Here is a 17,603-nt window from a genome sequence, read left to right on the forward strand (position 1 = left end):
TTTTTCTATTCACAACAACTGTAAACTGCTTACTGAATACTGCCAACTTATTTCACTCTCGCAATAGCTTCTTCCAAAACCTCCTCTGATGCACACAATGAAAAACGAATATACCCTTCGCCCTGCGTTCCAAAAATGGTGCCTGGCGTAATGAATATATGGTTGTCCTTCAACACTAAATCTATAAATTCCTCAGATTTCAAGTATGGTGGTAATTTTGCCCACACAAATAGTCCTGTTGCATTCTTATCATAGGTACAATTCAATGCATCGGCTAATTTCCAAACTAAATTCCGACGTTTCCTATACACACTATTCAGCGTTACAAACCACATTTCCGAACATTTTAAGGCTTCAATTGCGCCTTTCTGAATGCCGTAAAACATCCCGGAATCCATGTTGCTCTTCACTTTTAAAATATTACTGATATGTTCGCTATTTCCTAAAACCATCCCAACACGCCATCCTGCCATATTAAAGGTTTTGCTCAGTGAGTTTAATTCTAAACATACATCTTTAGCCCCTTCAATACTTAAAATACTGGTTGGGTTATCATTTAAAACAAAACTATACGGATTGTCGTTTACAATTAAAATATTATGTCGTCTTGCAAAAGCAACCAGTTCTTCAAAAACGGTTTCAGTTGGTTTTGCACCTGTTGGCATATGCGGATAATTGACCCACATTAACTTCACTTTGCTTAAATCCTCTTGCTCTAAAGCTTCAATATTTGGCATCCAATTATTGGTAGCGTCCAAATCATACAAAACCCCTTTTGCGCCCACCAATTTAGTAACCGATTGGTAGGTTGGATAGCCTGGATTTGGAATCAATACTTCATCCCCTTCATTCAAATAAGCCAAAGAAATATGCATGATGCCTTCCTTACTTCCCATTAATGGGAGTATCTCGTTTGTAGCATTTATCTTCACAGAAAAATGCGTACTATAAAATGAAGCAATTGCTTCTCTTAACTCAGGTAATCCTTGATACCCTTGATATTTATGCGCTGTTGCATCAAACAAACTATTGGAAATTGCATCAATCACCTTCTGTGGTGGTTGCAAATCTGGACTTCCAATCCCTAAGTTAATAATGGGTTTACCACTAGCAATAAGTAGTCCAACCTCTCTTAACTTTTTAGAGAAATAGTATTCTTCAACTGTATGTAATCGCTTTGCTACCTCAATCATAACTTGGCATTTTTATATTCGCCCAACACTTTAAATCCTTGTGCCATAATTTCTATTATAGACTTCGCTTTTGCAAAATCTTCGTAAGCTTCAAACGTAATGTCCACAAAAAAGGCATACTTCCAAGGTGTTTTTATAATTGGTAAGGACTGTATTTTGGTTAAATTCAATTTACAGTCGCTCATCACATTTAAAACAGTTGCTAAACTACCCCGTTTATGGTCTGCTTCAAACTTAATCGATGCTTTATTAATGTCACTTTCTGGCACTTCAGAATTTGTGCGTTTCACTATTGCAAAACGTGTTTCATTGTGCTTTATGGTTTGAATACTGTGCGCCAAAACATCCAATTCAAAAATTTCGGCAGCCATCACACTTGCAATCGCACCAATGTTTTTAAGCTGTTTTTTTTGAATGCGTTCTGCAACCTCAGCAGTATCTTTATCTTCTACCAACTTTATGTGTGGGTAGTGTTTAAAAAACGCTTTGCATTGCAACAAAGCCATTGGGTGCGAATACACTTCTGTAATTGCTTCAATACTTTGATTTGGCAATGCCATTAAATTATGCTGAATATCTAAATAATGTTCGCCTACAATATGAAGCTTATTATCATCAATCAACGCATAATTCGGGATTATAGACCCTGCAATAGAATTCTCCAAAGCCATAATTGCCGCATCACATTCTTTTGTGATGAGTGCATCAACAACGCGATCAAACGTCATACACTCAATAATAGCTACAGGGTTAGTAAAAAACTCCTGAGATACTATATGGTGGAAGGACCCTCTTGCTCCTTGTATGGCTACAGTTTTAATCATATAAAAAAAGTCTCGATTTTCATCGAGACTTGCATTTAAAATATATTTTTATAAATTATACACACAACGTCTCGATTTCTTTGCTAAAAAAGAAATAAAAAAAGTTAAAATATGTATAATAGGTTGTTGTTCTCATAATTACGGTGGCTAAAGTAGTTAATATTTTAAGAAATCAAAATACAATAAATCTTTTTTTTTGGGTTTATTAAAAGTTTTAAAGATTTTATATCAAAATTTAGATTACGTTACATAATCACTATTTTTGACAAAACAATTTCACAATATGTCTATTGAAGTTCACAACGTTTCTAAATTCTACGGAAACCAAAAAGCACTTAACAACGTTTCGTTTAAAGTAAAGCAACCTGAAATTGTTGGTTTTTTAGGGCCAAACGGTGCTGGCAAGTCAACTATGATGAAGATTTTAACCACTTACATTAAGCCGTCTTCAGGAGAAACTAAGGTTAATGGTTATAGTTCAGAGCAACTTCAAGACATACAAAAGAGCGTGGGATACCTGCCCGAACACAATCCTTTGTATTTAGACATGTACATTAAGGAATACTTAAGCTTTAATGCCGATATTTACAAGGTTAATAAATCTAGAATTAATGAAGTAATTGCATTAACTGGATTAACTCCAGAAATTCATAAAAAAATCGGTCAACTTTCTAAAGGATATCGCCAGCGTGTTGGTTTAGCTACTGCTTTATTGCACGATCCTGAAGTTTTGATTTTAGATGAACCGACTACTGGATTAGATCCAAATCAATTGATTGAAATTCGGAATCTCATAAAATCTATTGGAAAAACCAAGACTGTTTTTTTGTCAACTCATATCATGCAAGAAGTTGAAGCCATGTGCGATCGCGTCATCATTATCAATAAAGGCGAAATTGTTGCCGATAAAACGCTAAAAGATTTAAGGGACGAAAAAGAACAAGTGGTTATTGTAGAGTTTGATTATCGCGTGGAAGATGCTTTTTTATTAAAACTTCCTAAAGCGTCAAAAGTGATAAACACTTACGATTTTGTTTATGAAATCACTTTTAAGACTTCTGAAGATATGCGCTCTTATGTGTTTGATTTTGCACATGATAATCAATTGAAGATTTTGCAACTGAATCAAAAGAATGCAAGTTTGGAGAGTTTGTTTAGGGAGTTGACTTCGAATTAGATGAAAATAAAAATATACATTTCTATCCTTGTTTTATTCATTATTTATGTCTCATTTTATCTAAATTTCAGAAACAATAAAGAAATTATTCATTTCTCAAATACTATCGGACATCGTGTAGAGGCTGTACTTCCAGACGGTACAAAAGTTTTTGCTTTAGCTATTTTAAACAAACCAGAAAATATAGATTTAAATGACTATTTGATCGAAACTGGAAATAAACTAGAAAAAAGAAAAAACAAACTTAATCTCTTTTTTTATCCCTTAATAAAATGTGAAACCTATTACTGGATCGTTTTTGTAGAAAAATTTAAACCAAAAAAGCCAGAATCATAAATAACATTTCTTTCTTGGGAATAAAATACTGTTATAGTTTATTCCATAAAAACTAGCTCAACAACATGTTCATACATAAAACTAATTTCATATTTGAATATTGAAACTTACAAGATAAAAGTGTCATTTTAGTCGCAAACCAACTAACACACAAGACTTTAAAACATGAATTCAAAAAAAATGTTTATCATAAGAATAGCATCAATTGTGGCTCTTGGTGGTTTTTTGCTTGGGTTTGATGCATCGGTTATTTCTGGTGTTGTAAAATTTATAGAACCCGAATTCAATCTTACCAAATTACAATTGGGTTGGGCGGTAAGCTCTATAACCATAACCGCAGCCGTCGGGATGATGATTGCTGGCCCAATGAGTGATAAATATGGCCGAAGAAACATATTAAAATATGCTGCAATTTTATTTGCTATTTCCGCCGTTGGCTCTGCTCTAGCGAGCACTTTCTTATGGTTGATAATCTTTAGAATGATTGGCGGTTTGGCAGTTGGAGCGGCATTGATTATTGCCCCCATGTACATTGCGGAAATTGCGCCCGCAGACAAAAGAGGACAATTGGTTTCATTCAATCAATTAAATATCGTGATAGGTATTTCTGTTGCATTTTTCACAAATTACTTAATTCTTCAATGGGGAAATTCAGATGCAGAATGGACCAAAACCATGGGTTTTGGAAAATGGAATTGGCGATGGATGCTTGGATTAGAAGCAATTCCAGCTATTCTTTACTTTTTGGGACTTTTTATAGTCCCTCGAAGTCCAAGATGGTTGATGAGCAAAAACAAAAAAGAAGAAGCTTTAAAAGTAATGAAGTTAGTCCTCCCGGAAAAGAAAGCCAAATCACGAATTGAAGAAGTAGCACAAAGTATTTTAGAAGACACTAAAAAGAAAAAGTCTGGATATGGAGATCTATTCAAGAAATCCATGAGAAAAGTTTTAGTTATAGGTATTATAGTTGGAGTATTTCAACAATTGGTTGGTATCAATGCGGTGTTGTTTTATGCACCAATGATTTTTGAACAAACAGGTATTGGCACAGACGCTTCTTTTATTCAGGCTGCTTTAGTTGGTCTTACAAATTTAGGGTTTACTGTTATAGCCATTTTAACCATCGATAAATTTGGCAGAAAACCATTGCTAATAATTGGAATGCTAGGTATTGCGTTTTGCTTATTCCTGTTAAGTTATGGATTTAACGATGCAACTTACGCCCTTAGTCAAGAAGCCATTGCCAATTTGCCTACCGAAATAAAAAAAGATCAAATTTCTTTACTTCAAGACAAAGTATTTGACAACGACCTGGATTTCAAAACCGCAATAACAAATACCCTAGGAGAAGAGTCCGCTGCTAAACATGAAACTACATTGGTAACGGCATCTGCTAAAATGAATACCATTTTAATTTTGATTGGCATTATCGGTTTTGTTGGAGCATTTGCTATGTCTATTGGCCCCGTAATGTGGGTGTTGTTTTCGGAACTATTTCCTAACAAAATTAGAGCCTTAGCCATCTCTTTTGTAGGTTTAATAAATCTTTTGATCTCTTTTTTAATACAATTACTTTTCCCATGGCAATTATCCGTTCTAGGAAATGCGTTGACTTTTCTACTCTTTGGTATATTCGCTGTAATAGGCTTTGTGCTTATATGGAAAATGGTACCCGAAACAAAAGGCAAATCATTGGAAGAGCTAGAAGAATTGTTAATTGATTAGGTATATTTATATAAATCGCTGTTTAGAATAGTCATTCTCAACAGAGGTTTTATTTCCAAAAGATGAATTCCCCTCAAAATCATTGCTAATTTACATGATAAAAATCATCTTTTAACAGCTATTCATCCACTACTTTTGTATTCGTTTTATAACGGACTATTGCATATGATTTGCCGCAGATAATAGTATATTTGCCATAAACAAAACCAAATGAGTAAAGGAATTTACGTAGCAACCATAGAACCCAACAGCGGTAAATCGGTTGTTGTTCTAGGCTTAATGCGAATGCTACTGGGTAAAACTGCCAAAGTAGGATACTTTAGACCCATTATTGAAGATACCAAAGCGGGTGAAATGGATAACCATATTAATACTGTGGTGTCGCATTTTGAAATTGATATCAATTATAAAAAAACCTTTGCTTATACCAGAAATGAGGTTCTTGATTTATACAATAAAGGAAAATCTGGAGATGTTATTGATGAAATTATCAAAAAATACAAATATCTTGAAGAGCGTTTTGATTTTGTTTTAGTTGAAGGTACCGATTTCTCGCATGAAAATTCCAGCTTAGAATTAGACATCAATCTATTAATTTCTAAAAACTTAGGCCTACCCGCCATTATTGTTTCTCAAGGCGATGGAAAATCATTATCTGAAGTGGTTGATAATGTTCAGTTATCCTATGATACATTTAAAGAGGAGGTTGATGTATTGTCTATAATGACCAACAAAATCGACGCTAAAGATGTTGAACCATTAAAAACACTATTAAAATTTAGAATTAATAGTGGCACAGACATTACCGTAATTCCAAAAATAAAAAGTTTAGCAAGCCCCACTATAAAAGAAATTATAAAAAAGTTAGATGGAAACATTCTGTTTGGGGAAGACATGATTAACAACCAATCTGAAAACTTTAGTGTAGGCGCAATGCAATTGCGCAACTATATAACCCATCTTAAAGAAAATGCGTTAGTAATAACCCCAGGAGATAGGGCCGATATTATTTTGGGTGCTTTACAAGCTAATGTTTCAAAAAATTACCCTAAAATTTCGGGAGTTGTTTTAACTGGTGGATTAATTCCTGAAGACTCCATTTTAAAATTAATAGAAGGACTTTCAAGCGTTGTTCCTATTATAAGTGTAAAAGGCGGCACATTCTCGGTTACTAATGCTATAGGCAATATTAAGTCAAGAATTTACGCAGAGAATATTGAGAAAATCGAAACTTCCATCGCTACTTTCGAAAAGCATGTAGATACAGATAAATTATCTGAAGATTTAATCACATTTCAATCTGGCATATTCACACCTAGAATGTTTCAATACAATTTGTTGCAACGTGCCTTGAAGGACAAAAAACATATTGTACTTCCGGAAGGTTATGACGAACGTGTTTTAAGAGCTGCCGCACGATTAATTGACGCCCATGTAGTTGATTTAACACTTATTGGTGAAGAAGAAAAAATAAGAGAACGCCTCATAAAGTATGATATTCCATTAAATTTAGAAGATGTAAACGTTGTTTTCCCAATTGAATCTCCGCATTTTGATGATTATGCAAACACCTTTTATGAGCTTAGAAAACATAAAGATGTAAATTTAGATATGGCAAAAGACGCCATGTCTGATGTGTCCTATTTCGCAACCATGATGATTTATAAAGGCCATGCAGATGGCATGGTTTCAGGAGCACTCCACACAACAGCACACACCTTACGTCCAGCACTTCAATTTATAAAAACCAAACCCGGAGTAAACATTGTATCCTCTGTGTTCTTTATGTGCTTAGAAGATCGCGTTTCCATTTTCGGAGATTGCGCCATAAACCCAAACCCGAATGCTGAACAATTAGCAGAAATAGCGATTTCATCAGCAAAAACCGCGGAAGATTTTGGTGTTGAAGCCAAAGTAGCAATGTTATCGTATTCTTCTGGAGCCTCAGGAAAAGGTGCCGATGTAGAGCGCGTAAGAGAAGCTACGGAAATAGTTAAAAAACAAGCACCTCATATTAAAATTGAAGGTCCTATTCAGTATGATGCTGCAGTAGATATGCGCATTGGGCAAAGTAAATTGCCAAATTCTGAAGTTGCAGGACAAGCAAGTGTTTTAATATTCCCTGATTTAAACACGGGAAATAACACCTATAAAGCGGTGCAACGCGAAACAGGCGCATTAGCAATCGGTCCCATGCTACAAGGTTTAAACAAACCCGTAAACGATTTAAGTAGAGGCTGTACTGCTGATGATATTTACAGCACAGTAATTATAACCGCTATACAAGCTCAAGACATTTAGAACATGCAAGTACTCATTTTAAATTCGGGAAGTTCCTCTCTAAAATTCCAATTAATTTCTATGCCAGAAGAAACTATTTTATGTTCTGGCTTAATTGAACGCATTGGGTTTGATGACGCAAAATTTAAATTCAAAACCGATAAAGATACAATTGAGATTGTTGAAGCTATACCAAACCATAAGGTTGGATTAGAATTAGTATCACAACAATTATTAGATAAAGATACAGGTATTATCAAATCTGCGGATGCTATTGATGTTGTGGGCCATCGCGTTGTTCACGGCGGAAAACATTTTAGTAAAACTACTGAAATAACTCAAGCTACAAAAGAAAAAATTAAAGCCTTATCCTCATTAGCACCTTTGCATAATCCTGCTAATTTAGAAGGTATTGAGGTTGCAGAAGCTATTTTCCCCAAAGCAAAACAAGTTGCTGTTTTTGACACAGCATTTCATCATTCTATCCCAGAATATGCTTATAAATATGCTATTCCCAATGAATATTTAGAAGAACATCATATTCGTTTATATGGATTTCATGGTACAAGCCATAAGTATGTTTCCGAAAAAGCAATTGAGTATCTAGGGAAAGAAAATTCAAAAATCATTACTGTTCATTTAGGAAACGGATGTAGTATGACAGCTATTAAAGATGGAAAAAGCATTGACCACACACTTGGTTTTTCTCCTGTTGGGGGACTCATAATGGGCACACGCTCTGGCGATATAGACCCTTCTATTATTTTTCACATGGCAAAACGTTTTAATTTTAGCTTAGATGAAATAAATACTATTCTACAAAAAAAGAGTGGGATGTTAGGACTAACGGGACACAGCGATTTGCGCGAAATAGAAGCCAAAGCGCAAAACGGAGATAAAAACTCCCAATTGGCTTTATATATGAACGCATACCGTATTAAGAAATATATTGGAGGTTACGCTGCTGTATTAAATGGATTGGACGCCATTGTTTTTACTGCTGGTATTGGAGAAAACTCGCCTTCGATGCGAGAACGTATTTGTGAAGATTTAGATTATTTAGGCATATCTTTAGATGTTGAAAAAAACCAGGTAAGACCAGATAAACTAACAGTTGTAAGTACTGATGCTTCAAAAGTAAAAGTATTAGTAATTCCAACTAATGAAGAGTTAGAGATTGCAAAACAGTCGGTAGAGTTATTCAAAAATTAAGCGTCCTTTATAAACTTCTTCAACATCAATTATTGGAGGTGTGTTTACTAAAATCACATTTCCTGTACTCATTATTTTACCGGTAATTTGCTGTTGTGGATTAACAATAATATCATTTGAGCTCCTGCTTGAAACCCCAACATTTTGAGCCACGAGATCGCGCCCTTCAAAACGTGAAGCACCTGCTGCAAATAGCACATTCAATGTATTCGTTTTACCAGAAATAAAACAATTAGAGATCCCATTAAACACTACTTTAAAAACATTATTATCAATATTCAAATTGAAATTACCAATATTAAAAGTATCTGGAACATTAAAATTTTCAGATAAAATTGATAAGCTTGGATAAGTCAAAACACCATCGGAACTTATATCATACTGCGTAGAACTTCGTATTTCGGTAATATTTGGAGCACTAACATATATTTTTGTAGCACTATAATCACGTACAAAGTTACATGTATTATCATCTCTTAAAACTAATTTTCCGTTTTCAACAGAAACCCTAACCTCATTCAATAAATTTTTCCCGGTCTCTATAACAACTTTCTGAAGAGGTGCTTCTTTTATAATCAATTCAACATCCCGATGCACTAAAATTTTATCAAAACTTGCAACTGAAATTTCCTGTTGAATTAATGCTCCTGAGGTTTGAAAACAATCGTTGGCATTTTCACTATCGCAAGCAGCGCATAAAAATACTATAAGAATATAACTTAGTCTTTTCATAATCTCATTCCAATTCCAAATTCAACGCCTTCTGCTCTAAAACCATGAGATTTTAAAGTTAATGCAGCAAACCATTTTTTTGTAAAATAGCGTTTTAGTCCAGCCCTAATATAAACACGCCCTTCAAATTCAAAAGGATAATATGCATAATATCCCAATTGACTAACCAAACTCGTTTTATTTAGAAACAACTCATGTCCTACAAAAATGCCTATACGCTTATGATCCTCGTTTCCAGAGCCACCTTCCTCTGGAAAGGCCACGCTTCTGTAATATATCAATTCTTTTAAAAAATTTGAAAAGAAAACATCCGTACCTAATTGAATGGCACTTTTTCTATTGATACGCTTATCGGCATACCCAGAAAAAATATAAAATGGAAACTGACCGCTTCCTATTAAATCACTTTCATTAACGCCTGTTCTAAAAGCAACATTATATTTTATGGGCTGGGTAAACTTTCTATCATTCTCCCCAAGAGTATATTGATATTCTGGCTGTTCGTCATCTAAATTATAAGTGATACCCAAATTAAACGTTGTAGAGTTTGTACTTCCATTTGGTGCTTTTACATTCGCATTAGAGTAATGGATTAAAGAAAACCCTGCCTGTAAACCAAATCTATCAATAATCCGTTCTTTTTTATAATTGAGCACTACGTAAGTACTACTCATTAACTGCGTACCATAAGCTATATTCCTGAAGTTGTTTTCCTTATCATACGGATTAGTAGTATAGGCTAAACCTTGGCCTATCCGCATCATCAAATTACGGTTAAAAAAATAAAAATTATAGTGTGCATATAGCGAATAATTTTTCCCTAAAACCTCGTTTTTTAGGTTTTGATATACAAAAGACACGCCATAATCTGGATAATTGTAACGTTGCTCCCATTCCTCAAATCCGAATGTTTTTTTATTCCAACCCAAAATCACACCCTCTGGATGCCCTTTTATTAAATGAAGAATTTCATCATTATGAAGCGTTATGTTACCCTTAAAATAATTAACGTCATAATAAGAAGTATGCGTTTTATCTTGTGCATACGTAAACGCACAGATAAAACATAGTACGTAGGAATAAAATAACTTCATGTTAGGGTTTCTAACGCAAATGTAACGGTTTATTTAGAATAACGCCTCTGCAATTGCCTTAACATTATCACTTTTTCCCATAGAGTAATAATGTAACACAGGAACACCCGCAGCTTTTAATTCTTTAGATTGCTGAATAGCAAACTCAATCCCTACCTGTCTTACCGCTTTATTATCCTTACAGTTTTCAACGGCATCAATCAAATCTTGTGGTAAATCTATTTTAAAAACCTGAGGTAATAGTTGTAAATGTCGTTTTACAGCAATAGGTTTAATACCTGGAATAATTGGGACATTAATCCCAATTTCCTTCGCCTTTTTAACAAACTCAAAATACTTCTGGTTATCAAAGAACATCTGCGTTACCACATAATCTGCACCAGCATCTACCTTCGCTTTTAAACGTTTTAAATCGGTAATTAAAGATGGTGCTTCCATATGTTTTTCCGGATAGCCTGCCACACCAATACAGAAATCAGAATTATGTTCTACTTTAACGTCATCATGTAAATATTTACCTCTATTTAAGGTTGCAATTTGCGCCACCAATTCGCTAGCAAAAGCATGTCCGCCTTCACAAGGTTTAAAATAAGCCTCTTCTTTCATGGAATCGCCGCGCAACGCCATAACGTTATCAAGCCCTAAATAATGGCAGTCCACCAACACATATTCTGTCTCCTCTTTGGTAAAACCACCGCACAATAAATGTGGAATAGCATCTACATTATATTTATGCATAATAGACGCACAAATACCCACCGTACCTGGGCGCATACGGGTGATACGCTTATCTAAAAGCCCATTACCTTTATCAATATACACATACTCCTCGCGTGAGGTTGTGACATCAATAAACGGTGGGTTAAACTCCATTAACGGGTCTATATTATTGTATAAATCCTGAATGTTTTTTCCCTTTTTAGGCGGGATTACCTCAAAAGAAAATAATGTTTTTCCTTTGGCGTTTTTTATGTGATCTGTTACTTTCATCAGTTATCTTTTGTCATTCCCGCGAAGGCGGAAATCTCATCAATATTATTTTTATTTTTTCTTAGCCCCGAATTCACGAATGATTTCTTTTAAACTCTTTTTTTGGGCGTTATCACAAGGGTCGGGCTTTCACTACTTGCTCCCTCCTAAAAAGTCGGGGAGCTCAAACATGCCGTTCAATCCCTAACGCATCACTCAAACGCTGGCCTCCCCTAGCCCCTCCAAAGGAGGGGAACGCTTACTCAACTCTTTTTTCCAGACCTCACAGGTTTTGGCTTCGACTTCGCTCAGTCACCAAAAAAGTGTGAGGTCTCTCTTATCTAAAACGAACCACTCCGTAGCACGTTCCTCCCCTTTCGGGGAGGCTAGGAGGGGCTTAAAGTAGGATGCAACCACTTTCTAGCCTTTTCTTTTGTAATGCCTTTTCTCATTGCATAATCCGTAACCTGATCGTCCGTAATTTTACCCAAACCAAAATATTTAGCTTCTGAATTACCAAAATAATAACCCGAAACTGCTGCTGCTGGCCACATGGCTAGACTTTCGGTAAGGGTTACACCAATTAGTTTTTCAACATCCAACAATTCCCAAATCGTTTCCTTTTCTAAATGGTCAGGACACGCAGGATATCCCGGTGCTGGACGAATGCCTTTATAAGTTTCTTTAATTAAATCCTGATTCGTTAAATCTTCATTTGCAGCGTAACCCCAATGTTTGGTTCGCACTTGCTTATGTAAATATTCAGCAAATGCTTCCGCAAATCTATCTGCAATGGCTTGAGCCATAATCGCATTATAATCATCTTCTTTTTCTCTGTAACTATCGGCTAATTCTTGTGCTCCAAAAATCCCGACACAAAATGCGCCCATATAATCCGTTTTACCAGTTGCTTTTGGTGCAATAAAATCTGCTAATGCATGATTTGGAATGCCTTCACGTTTTTTCAATTGCTGACGTAAGGTTCTAAAAACAGCAATCTCTTTCCCCTTTTTCTGAACTGAAATATCATCGTCGTTTATAGAATTTGCTTCAAACAAACCGAAAACAGCCTTAGGCTTCAACAATTGTTTTGCAATAATCTCTTGAATCATTTCCTGGGCTTCCTCATACATAATTGTGGCTTGTTCTCCAACAACCTTATCTGTTAAAATATCTGGAAATTTTCCATGTAAATCCCAACTTCTAAAAAACGGACTCCAATCTATAAACGGCACTAATTCTTTTAAACTTAATTGCTTTAAAATCTGAACGCCTAGTTCCTTCGGCTTTACAATTTCAGAAGTGTCCCAATCAATTTTATATTTTCTGTTTCTAGCCTCTTCGATTGAAATATACGATTTCTCCTTACCTCGTTTTAAAAACTTGGTTCTGAATTCATCATAATCGGTCTTCAACTTAGCAACGTATTCATTTGATGTTTTCTTATTCAATAAATCGCCAACAACGGTTACTGCTCTTGAAGCATCATTTACATGAACTACCGCATTTGTATATTGTGTATCAATTTTAACTGCAGTATGTGCTTTGGACGTTGTAGCACCTCCAATTAATAACGGCAATTCAAAATTATGACGCTGCATTTCCTTTGCTAGATACACCATTTCATCAAGTGATGGTGTGATTAAACCAGATAATCCAATAGCATCTACACGCTCCTTAATAGCTGTTTCAATGATTTTTTCTGGCGGCACCATAACACCTAAATCTACAATTTCGTAGTTGTTACACGCCAAGACCACGCTCACAATATTTTTACCAATATCGTGCACATCGCCTTTTACGGTTGCCATTAATATTTTGCCAACAGGCTCTTGTTTATCGCCTTTTTCTGCTTCAATAAACGGGTTTAAATAACCTACCGCCTTTTTCATCACACGAGCAGATTTTACTACTTGTGGTAAAAACATTTTTCCTGCGCCAAACAAATCGCCAACTACATTCATTCCAATCATCAAATGACCCTCAATAACTTCAATGGGTTTATCTGCTTCTTGTCTGGCTTGCTCGATATCTTCAATAATAAAAGCATCAATACCTTTTACTAAAGCGTGTGTAATTCTATCTTGTAATGGGTTTTCTCGCCATGATAAATCCAATCCTTTTTCAACTTTCGAGCCTTTTACGGTTTCTGCAAAATCTAATAATCGTTCAGTAGCATCATCTCTTCTGTCTAAAATAACATCTTCAACATGTTCCAACAAATCTTTAGGAATATCATCATAAATCTCCAAAAGTGCAGGATTTACAATCCCCATATTCATTCCCGCTTGAATCGCATGAAATAAAAACACAGAATGCATCGCTTCACGAACGCCATCATTTCCTCTAAATGAAAAAGACACATTACTTACGCCGCCACTTACACTTACATTCTCTAAATTTTGACGCACCCAGCGTGTTGCTTCAATGAAATCGATGGCATTTCTGCGGTGTTCTTCCATTCCTGTTGCCACAGGAAATATATTTAAATCGAAAATAATGTCTTCGGAAGGAAAACCGACTTTATTCACTAAAATATCATAAGAACGTTTTGCAATTTCTATACGCCTGTCGTAATTATCGGCTTGTCCTTCTTCATCAAAAGCCATTACTATAACAGCTGCTCCGTAACGCTTTATTTGTTTTGCTTCCCAAATAAATTTTTCTTCGCCTTCCTTAAGTGAAATAGAATTTACAACACACTTCCCTTGAACCACTTGAAGCCCAGCCTCTATAATGTCCCATTTTGAACTATCAATCATGATGGGCACACGACAAATATCTGGTTCGGCAGCAATTAAATTCAAAAAACGAACCATGGCTTCTTTACCATCAATCAATCCATCATCAAAGTTAATATCGATAATTTGCGCACCACCATCCACTTGATGTCGTGCAATATCTAAAGCTTCATCAAATTTCTCCTCTTTTACTAAGCGAAGAAATTTTCTTGATCCTGCCACATTAGTGCGCTCTCCTACATTTATAAAATTGCTGTTTTCGTTTAGAACCAAAGGTTCTAAACCAGACAATTTCATGTATTTCGTTTGTTTTATTTTCATAAGCCTCCCCAACCCCTCCAAAGGAGGGGCTATTCAATTTGATGTTTTATTTATAATGTTCGACTACTGGAAACGGTTCGTAAAAATGATGCAATAATGCTTTCCATTCTTGGTATTCGTTAGATTTTCTGAAACCAATTTCATGATCTTCCAATGTTTCCCAGTTTACTAGTAAAATGTATTTATCGGCTTCTTCGATACACTTTTTCAGTTGATGATTTATATAACCTTTCATTGACGAAATGATACCTTCTGCCTTTTTAAAATTTGATTCAAATTCAGCAGAAAGTCCGCTTTTCACATTTAATATGGCTACTTCTAAAATCATACTTGTTTATTTTCAGACCTAACTATTTTCTTTTATTATTCCTAAATATTTTTTAACTAAATCAGAAGGGTCAGATTTTGGATTAGTCCAATCAGCTCTACTAGGATGAGTTGCGACTATAACAAAATGCCCGTTACTATTTTTATAGACTTTTGACTTCCATTTTCTATTATTTCTTTCTTCAAATTCATCAATAAGCGTATTTGCTTTTAATTTTTTACAAACAAATTTTCCTGAAGAATTCCCAAAGCAAAGAATTACTTTAATTCCCAACCTTTCTATTACTTTTTGATGAAAACCCCAACATAAATGATTATAATAACTCAATTTATCCGATATTTTCTTCTCAACTGTTGATCGAACAAAGCATACATTACTAGCTGGAACTTCATAGGGAGATAGATTAATTTTATCTAATAAATGTAGTATTCTTGGCTGTAATCCATATTTACCAGCTTCTCCTCTCCAAATTTCATCTTTATATTCAGACCATTCATCTTTATTAAGGTTCAATGTTTTTTCTGTATGGCGTAAAATAGTATCTTCTTTTTTCAAAATTTCAGAACCTCCAGGGTTTAATCCGATAATGTATAAATCTTTATTCCCATTAAAAGCTTTTCTTCCAGAATAAAATACAGAGCCAGATAAATTTTGTAATTCTTTCGGAATTAATTCAGCAAATTCTTCCATAGGTCAATTAAAATACTATTTGTTTTGTTATTGTACTAAAATATCTTGATCAATACACTTTTTTAATTGATGCGAGATGTAACCTTTCATTGATGAAATTATCGTTTCTGCTTTTTGAAAATTGGTTTCAAAAGCTTCAGATAATCCTTCTTTTATATTTAGTGTGGCTACTTCTAGAATCATATTTTTCTGCTTTTAACCAGACCCTTCAGGTTTTAAAAACCTGAAGGGTCTTACTCATTTTACCGCGATGTAGCCGAAACTAATTCAGCATGACGACGTGGTTTATATTTTGCAGCAATATTTGCAATTACACGAATATGCTCTGGACTCGTACCACAACAACCACCAATAATATTAATTAAATTCTTTTTTAAATACTCTTCAATTTGCTCGCCCATTTCTTCTGGTGTTTCATCATATTCTCCGAATGCGTTTGGTAAACCTGCATTGGGATGCGCTGAAATTCCGAAATCTGTTTTATTAGCAATTGCTTCTAAATGTGGCTGTAACAAGTTTGCTCCTAAGGCACAGTTAAATCCTATGGTTAATAATGGGATGTGCGATACTGAAATTAAAAATGCTTCGGCTGTTTGTCCCGATAATGTTCTTCCAGAAGCATCGGTAATTGTTCCACTTAACATGATTGGAATATCTATACCTCGCTCATCTTTAACTTCTTCAATAGCAAATAACGCTGCTTTCGCATTCAAGGTATCAAAAACAGTTTCGACTAATAATACATCTACGCCGCCATCAACCAATGCTTCCACTTGTTGTTTGTAAGCAATTCGTAATTCATCAAAAGTAACCGCTCTATAACCCGGGTCATTTACGTCTGGAGACATGCTTGCTGTTCTATTTGTTGGTCCTATTGAGCCGGCTACAAAACGTGGTTTGTGCGGTTCTTTCGCCGTGAATTCATCAGCCACTTCTTTAGCTATTTTAGCCGATTGAAAATTCAATTCATACACTAAATCTTCCATTTGGTAATCTGCCATAGCAATGGTAGTTCCTGAAAACGTATTGGTTTCAACAATATCTGCGCCAACTTCAAAATATTTCGCATGAATGGTTTTAATCGCTTCTGGTTGCGTAATAGATAACAAGTCGTTATTACCCTGTAATGGCGTTGGATACTCTTTAAAACGCTCGCCCCTAAAATCTTGTTCCGTGAATTTATAAGCTTGTAGCATGGTACCCATAGCACCATCCAATACTAAAATTCGTTCTTTTAATGCTTTATGTATGTTTGACATTCGATATTATTTTAAGTCTATAATATCATCAAGAAAAGTAAAAAAATACTATTCGTTATCTGTCTGATTGACATCTGAAACAAATTCAGGACAAGCAGTAGAACGTAGCACCTTCCCCGAAAATTCGGGAGGTTGCTAAGGCTTCAACGGGTCTAATCCCTATACCTTTCTTGATAACACTAATACGTTAATGAACTAAGACGCAAAAATAAGAACTATATTTTTGTTATCCCTATCCTACGAGGTGTTTTTTCGAACTTGTAGACTTAATTATTAAAAACCAAAAAAAATCAATATTAACAATTCATTCTTTTAATTTCTTTTCAAAAATCAAAATTCTTTCCATCCTCAAAAAAACAAAATTTTTCATGTTCATTTTGCCTTGATGCAAAACGAACCAAAAAATCAAAACGATTTATAGGAAATTGCTAAAGCACCATTCGCTGATTCATTTGCAGTTATAGCTCTCAAAAACATCTATGCTTTCAATCCTAAATCCTGACTTTCAACTAACTTTACTGCTCATTATTTCGAAAATCGTTGATTCCGACGCTGTCGGAACTTCAAGTAAAATCAATCTTTTTCAGTTTTTAGAATGATTGTAACTATTCAGCCTATCATAAAAAACTCATGGTTATTAACAAATTGAGTTTTGTTTTTTAGAAAAACAGCTGTGTTGTTAACATTTGTTGGTTATTCACTAACAACTATGTGCTTGGTTT

At 34.9% G+C, this 17,603-nt stretch carries 15 protein-coding genes and 1 riboswitch; of the genes, 5 read left to right on the forward strand and 10 right to left on the reverse strand.

What is annotated here, in order from left to right; genetic code table 11:
- Positions 1-47 precede the first annotated feature (47 nt).
- Positions 48-1,193 (reverse strand): aminotransferase class I/II-fold pyridoxal phosphate-dependent enzyme, encoded by a 1,146-nt coding sequence (locus tag ABXQ82_RS16465; protein ID WP_367062299.1) that lies wholly within the window; start codon positions 1,191-1,193, stop codon positions 48-50.
- Complete coding sequence (locus tag ABXQ82_RS16470) at positions 1,190-2,017, reverse strand: prephenate dehydratase (protein WP_367062302.1); 828 nt, start codon at positions 2,015-2,017, stop codon at positions 1,190-1,192. Before ABXQ82_RS16470 ends, ABXQ82_RS16465 begins: the two co-directional genes overlap by 4 nt.
- Before the next feature lie 283 nt (positions 2,018-2,300).
- On the opposite strand from ABXQ82_RS16470, the gene gldA reads away from it, so the two are divergent.
- The 5 genes from gldA to ABXQ82_RS16495 all read left to right on the forward strand — a co-directional run bounded on the left by gldA (position 2,301) and on the right by ABXQ82_RS16495 (position 8,747).
- Positions 2,301-3,194, forward strand: a complete 894-nt coding sequence (gene gldA / locus ABXQ82_RS16475) for a gliding motility-associated ABC transporter ATP-binding subunit GldA (RefSeq protein WP_367062305.1) — start codon at positions 2,301-2,303, stop codon at positions 3,192-3,194.
- Positions 3,195-3,530 carry a hypothetical protein gene (locus ABXQ82_RS16480; protein WP_367062308.1) on the forward strand — a complete coding sequence of 112 codons (336 nt, stop codon included), beginning with the start codon at positions 3,195-3,197 and terminating at the stop codon, positions 3,528-3,530.
- Between the two features lie 165 nt (positions 3,531-3,695).
- Positions 3,696-5,255, forward strand: a complete 1,560-nt coding sequence (locus tag ABXQ82_RS16485) for a sugar porter family MFS transporter (RefSeq protein WP_367062311.1) — start codon at positions 3,696-3,698, stop codon at positions 5,253-5,255.
- 210 nt (positions 5,256-5,465) lie between these two features.
- Entirely contained in the window at positions 5,466-7,556 is a 2,091-nt protein-coding gene (gene pta / locus ABXQ82_RS16490; protein WP_367062314.1) for a phosphate acetyltransferase, read from the forward strand.
- A 3-nt stretch (positions 7,557-7,559) separates the two neighbouring features.
- Positions 7,560-8,747 carry an acetate kinase gene (locus tag ABXQ82_RS16495; RefSeq protein WP_367062317.1) on the forward strand — a complete coding sequence of 396 codons (1,188 nt, stop codon included), beginning with the start codon at positions 7,560-7,562 and terminating at the stop codon, positions 8,745-8,747.
- Here ABXQ82_RS16495 and ABXQ82_RS16500 read toward each other — a convergent pair.
- From ABXQ82_RS16500 to ABXQ82_RS16535, 8 genes are all read right to left on the reverse strand, one after another.
- Positions 8,733-9,479 (reverse strand): head GIN domain-containing protein, encoded by a 747-nt coding sequence (locus ABXQ82_RS16500; protein ID WP_367062320.1) that lies wholly within the window; start codon positions 9,477-9,479, stop codon positions 8,733-8,735. The two genes, ABXQ82_RS16495 and ABXQ82_RS16500, sit on opposite strands and share 15 nt — an antisense overlap.
- Positions 9,476-10,573, reverse strand: coding sequence for an acyloxyacyl hydrolase (locus tag ABXQ82_RS16505; RefSeq protein ID WP_367062323.1), 1,098 nt, complete (start codon positions 10,571-10,573; stop codon positions 9,476-9,478). Before ABXQ82_RS16505 ends, ABXQ82_RS16500 begins: the two co-directional genes overlap by 4 nt.
- A 33-nt stretch (positions 10,574-10,606) precedes the next feature.
- Positions 10,607-11,563: a methylenetetrahydrofolate reductase [NAD(P)H] gene (gene metF, locus ABXQ82_RS16510; protein WP_367062326.1), complete on the reverse strand. Its 957-nt coding sequence runs from the start codon at positions 11,561-11,563 to the stop codon at positions 10,607-10,609.
- Positions 11,564-11,928: 365 nt separating this feature from the next.
- The gene (gene metH, locus ABXQ82_RS16515) at positions 11,929-14,604 is read right to left on the reverse strand and encodes a methionine synthase (RefSeq protein ID WP_367062329.1); all 2,676 of its coding nucleotides are present in this window, start codon (positions 14,602-14,604) and stop codon (positions 11,929-11,931) included.
- Positions 14,605-14,650: 46 nt separating this feature from the next.
- Positions 14,651-14,932: an antibiotic biosynthesis monooxygenase gene (locus ABXQ82_RS16520; protein ID WP_367062332.1), complete on the reverse strand. Its 282-nt coding sequence runs from the start codon at positions 14,930-14,932 to the stop codon at positions 14,651-14,653.
- A gap of 18 nt (positions 14,933-14,950) precedes the next feature.
- Entirely contained in the window at positions 14,951-15,622 is a 672-nt protein-coding gene (locus tag ABXQ82_RS16525) for a hypothetical protein (protein WP_367062335.1), read from the reverse strand.
- A 27-nt stretch (positions 15,623-15,649) separates the two neighbouring features.
- Positions 15,650-15,805, reverse strand: coding sequence for an antibiotic biosynthesis monooxygenase (locus tag ABXQ82_RS16530; protein ID WP_367062338.1), 156 nt, complete (start codon positions 15,803-15,805; stop codon positions 15,650-15,652).
- 59 nt (positions 15,806-15,864) lie between these two features.
- A complete protein-coding gene (locus ABXQ82_RS16535; RefSeq protein WP_367062341.1) occupies positions 15,865-16,881 on the reverse strand; it encodes a homocysteine S-methyltransferase family protein in 1,017 nt (338 codons plus the stop codon).
- Positions 16,882-16,933: 52 nt separating this feature from the next.
- Positions 16,934-17,061, reverse strand: a riboswitch (SAM riboswitch).
- Positions 17,062-17,603: the final 542 nt, after the last annotated feature.

It is taken from the genome of Algibacter sp. 2305UL17-15 (genome assembly GCF_040720935.1).
Taxonomy (GTDB): domain Bacteria; phylum Bacteroidota; class Bacteroidia; order Flavobacteriales; family Flavobacteriaceae; genus Jejuia.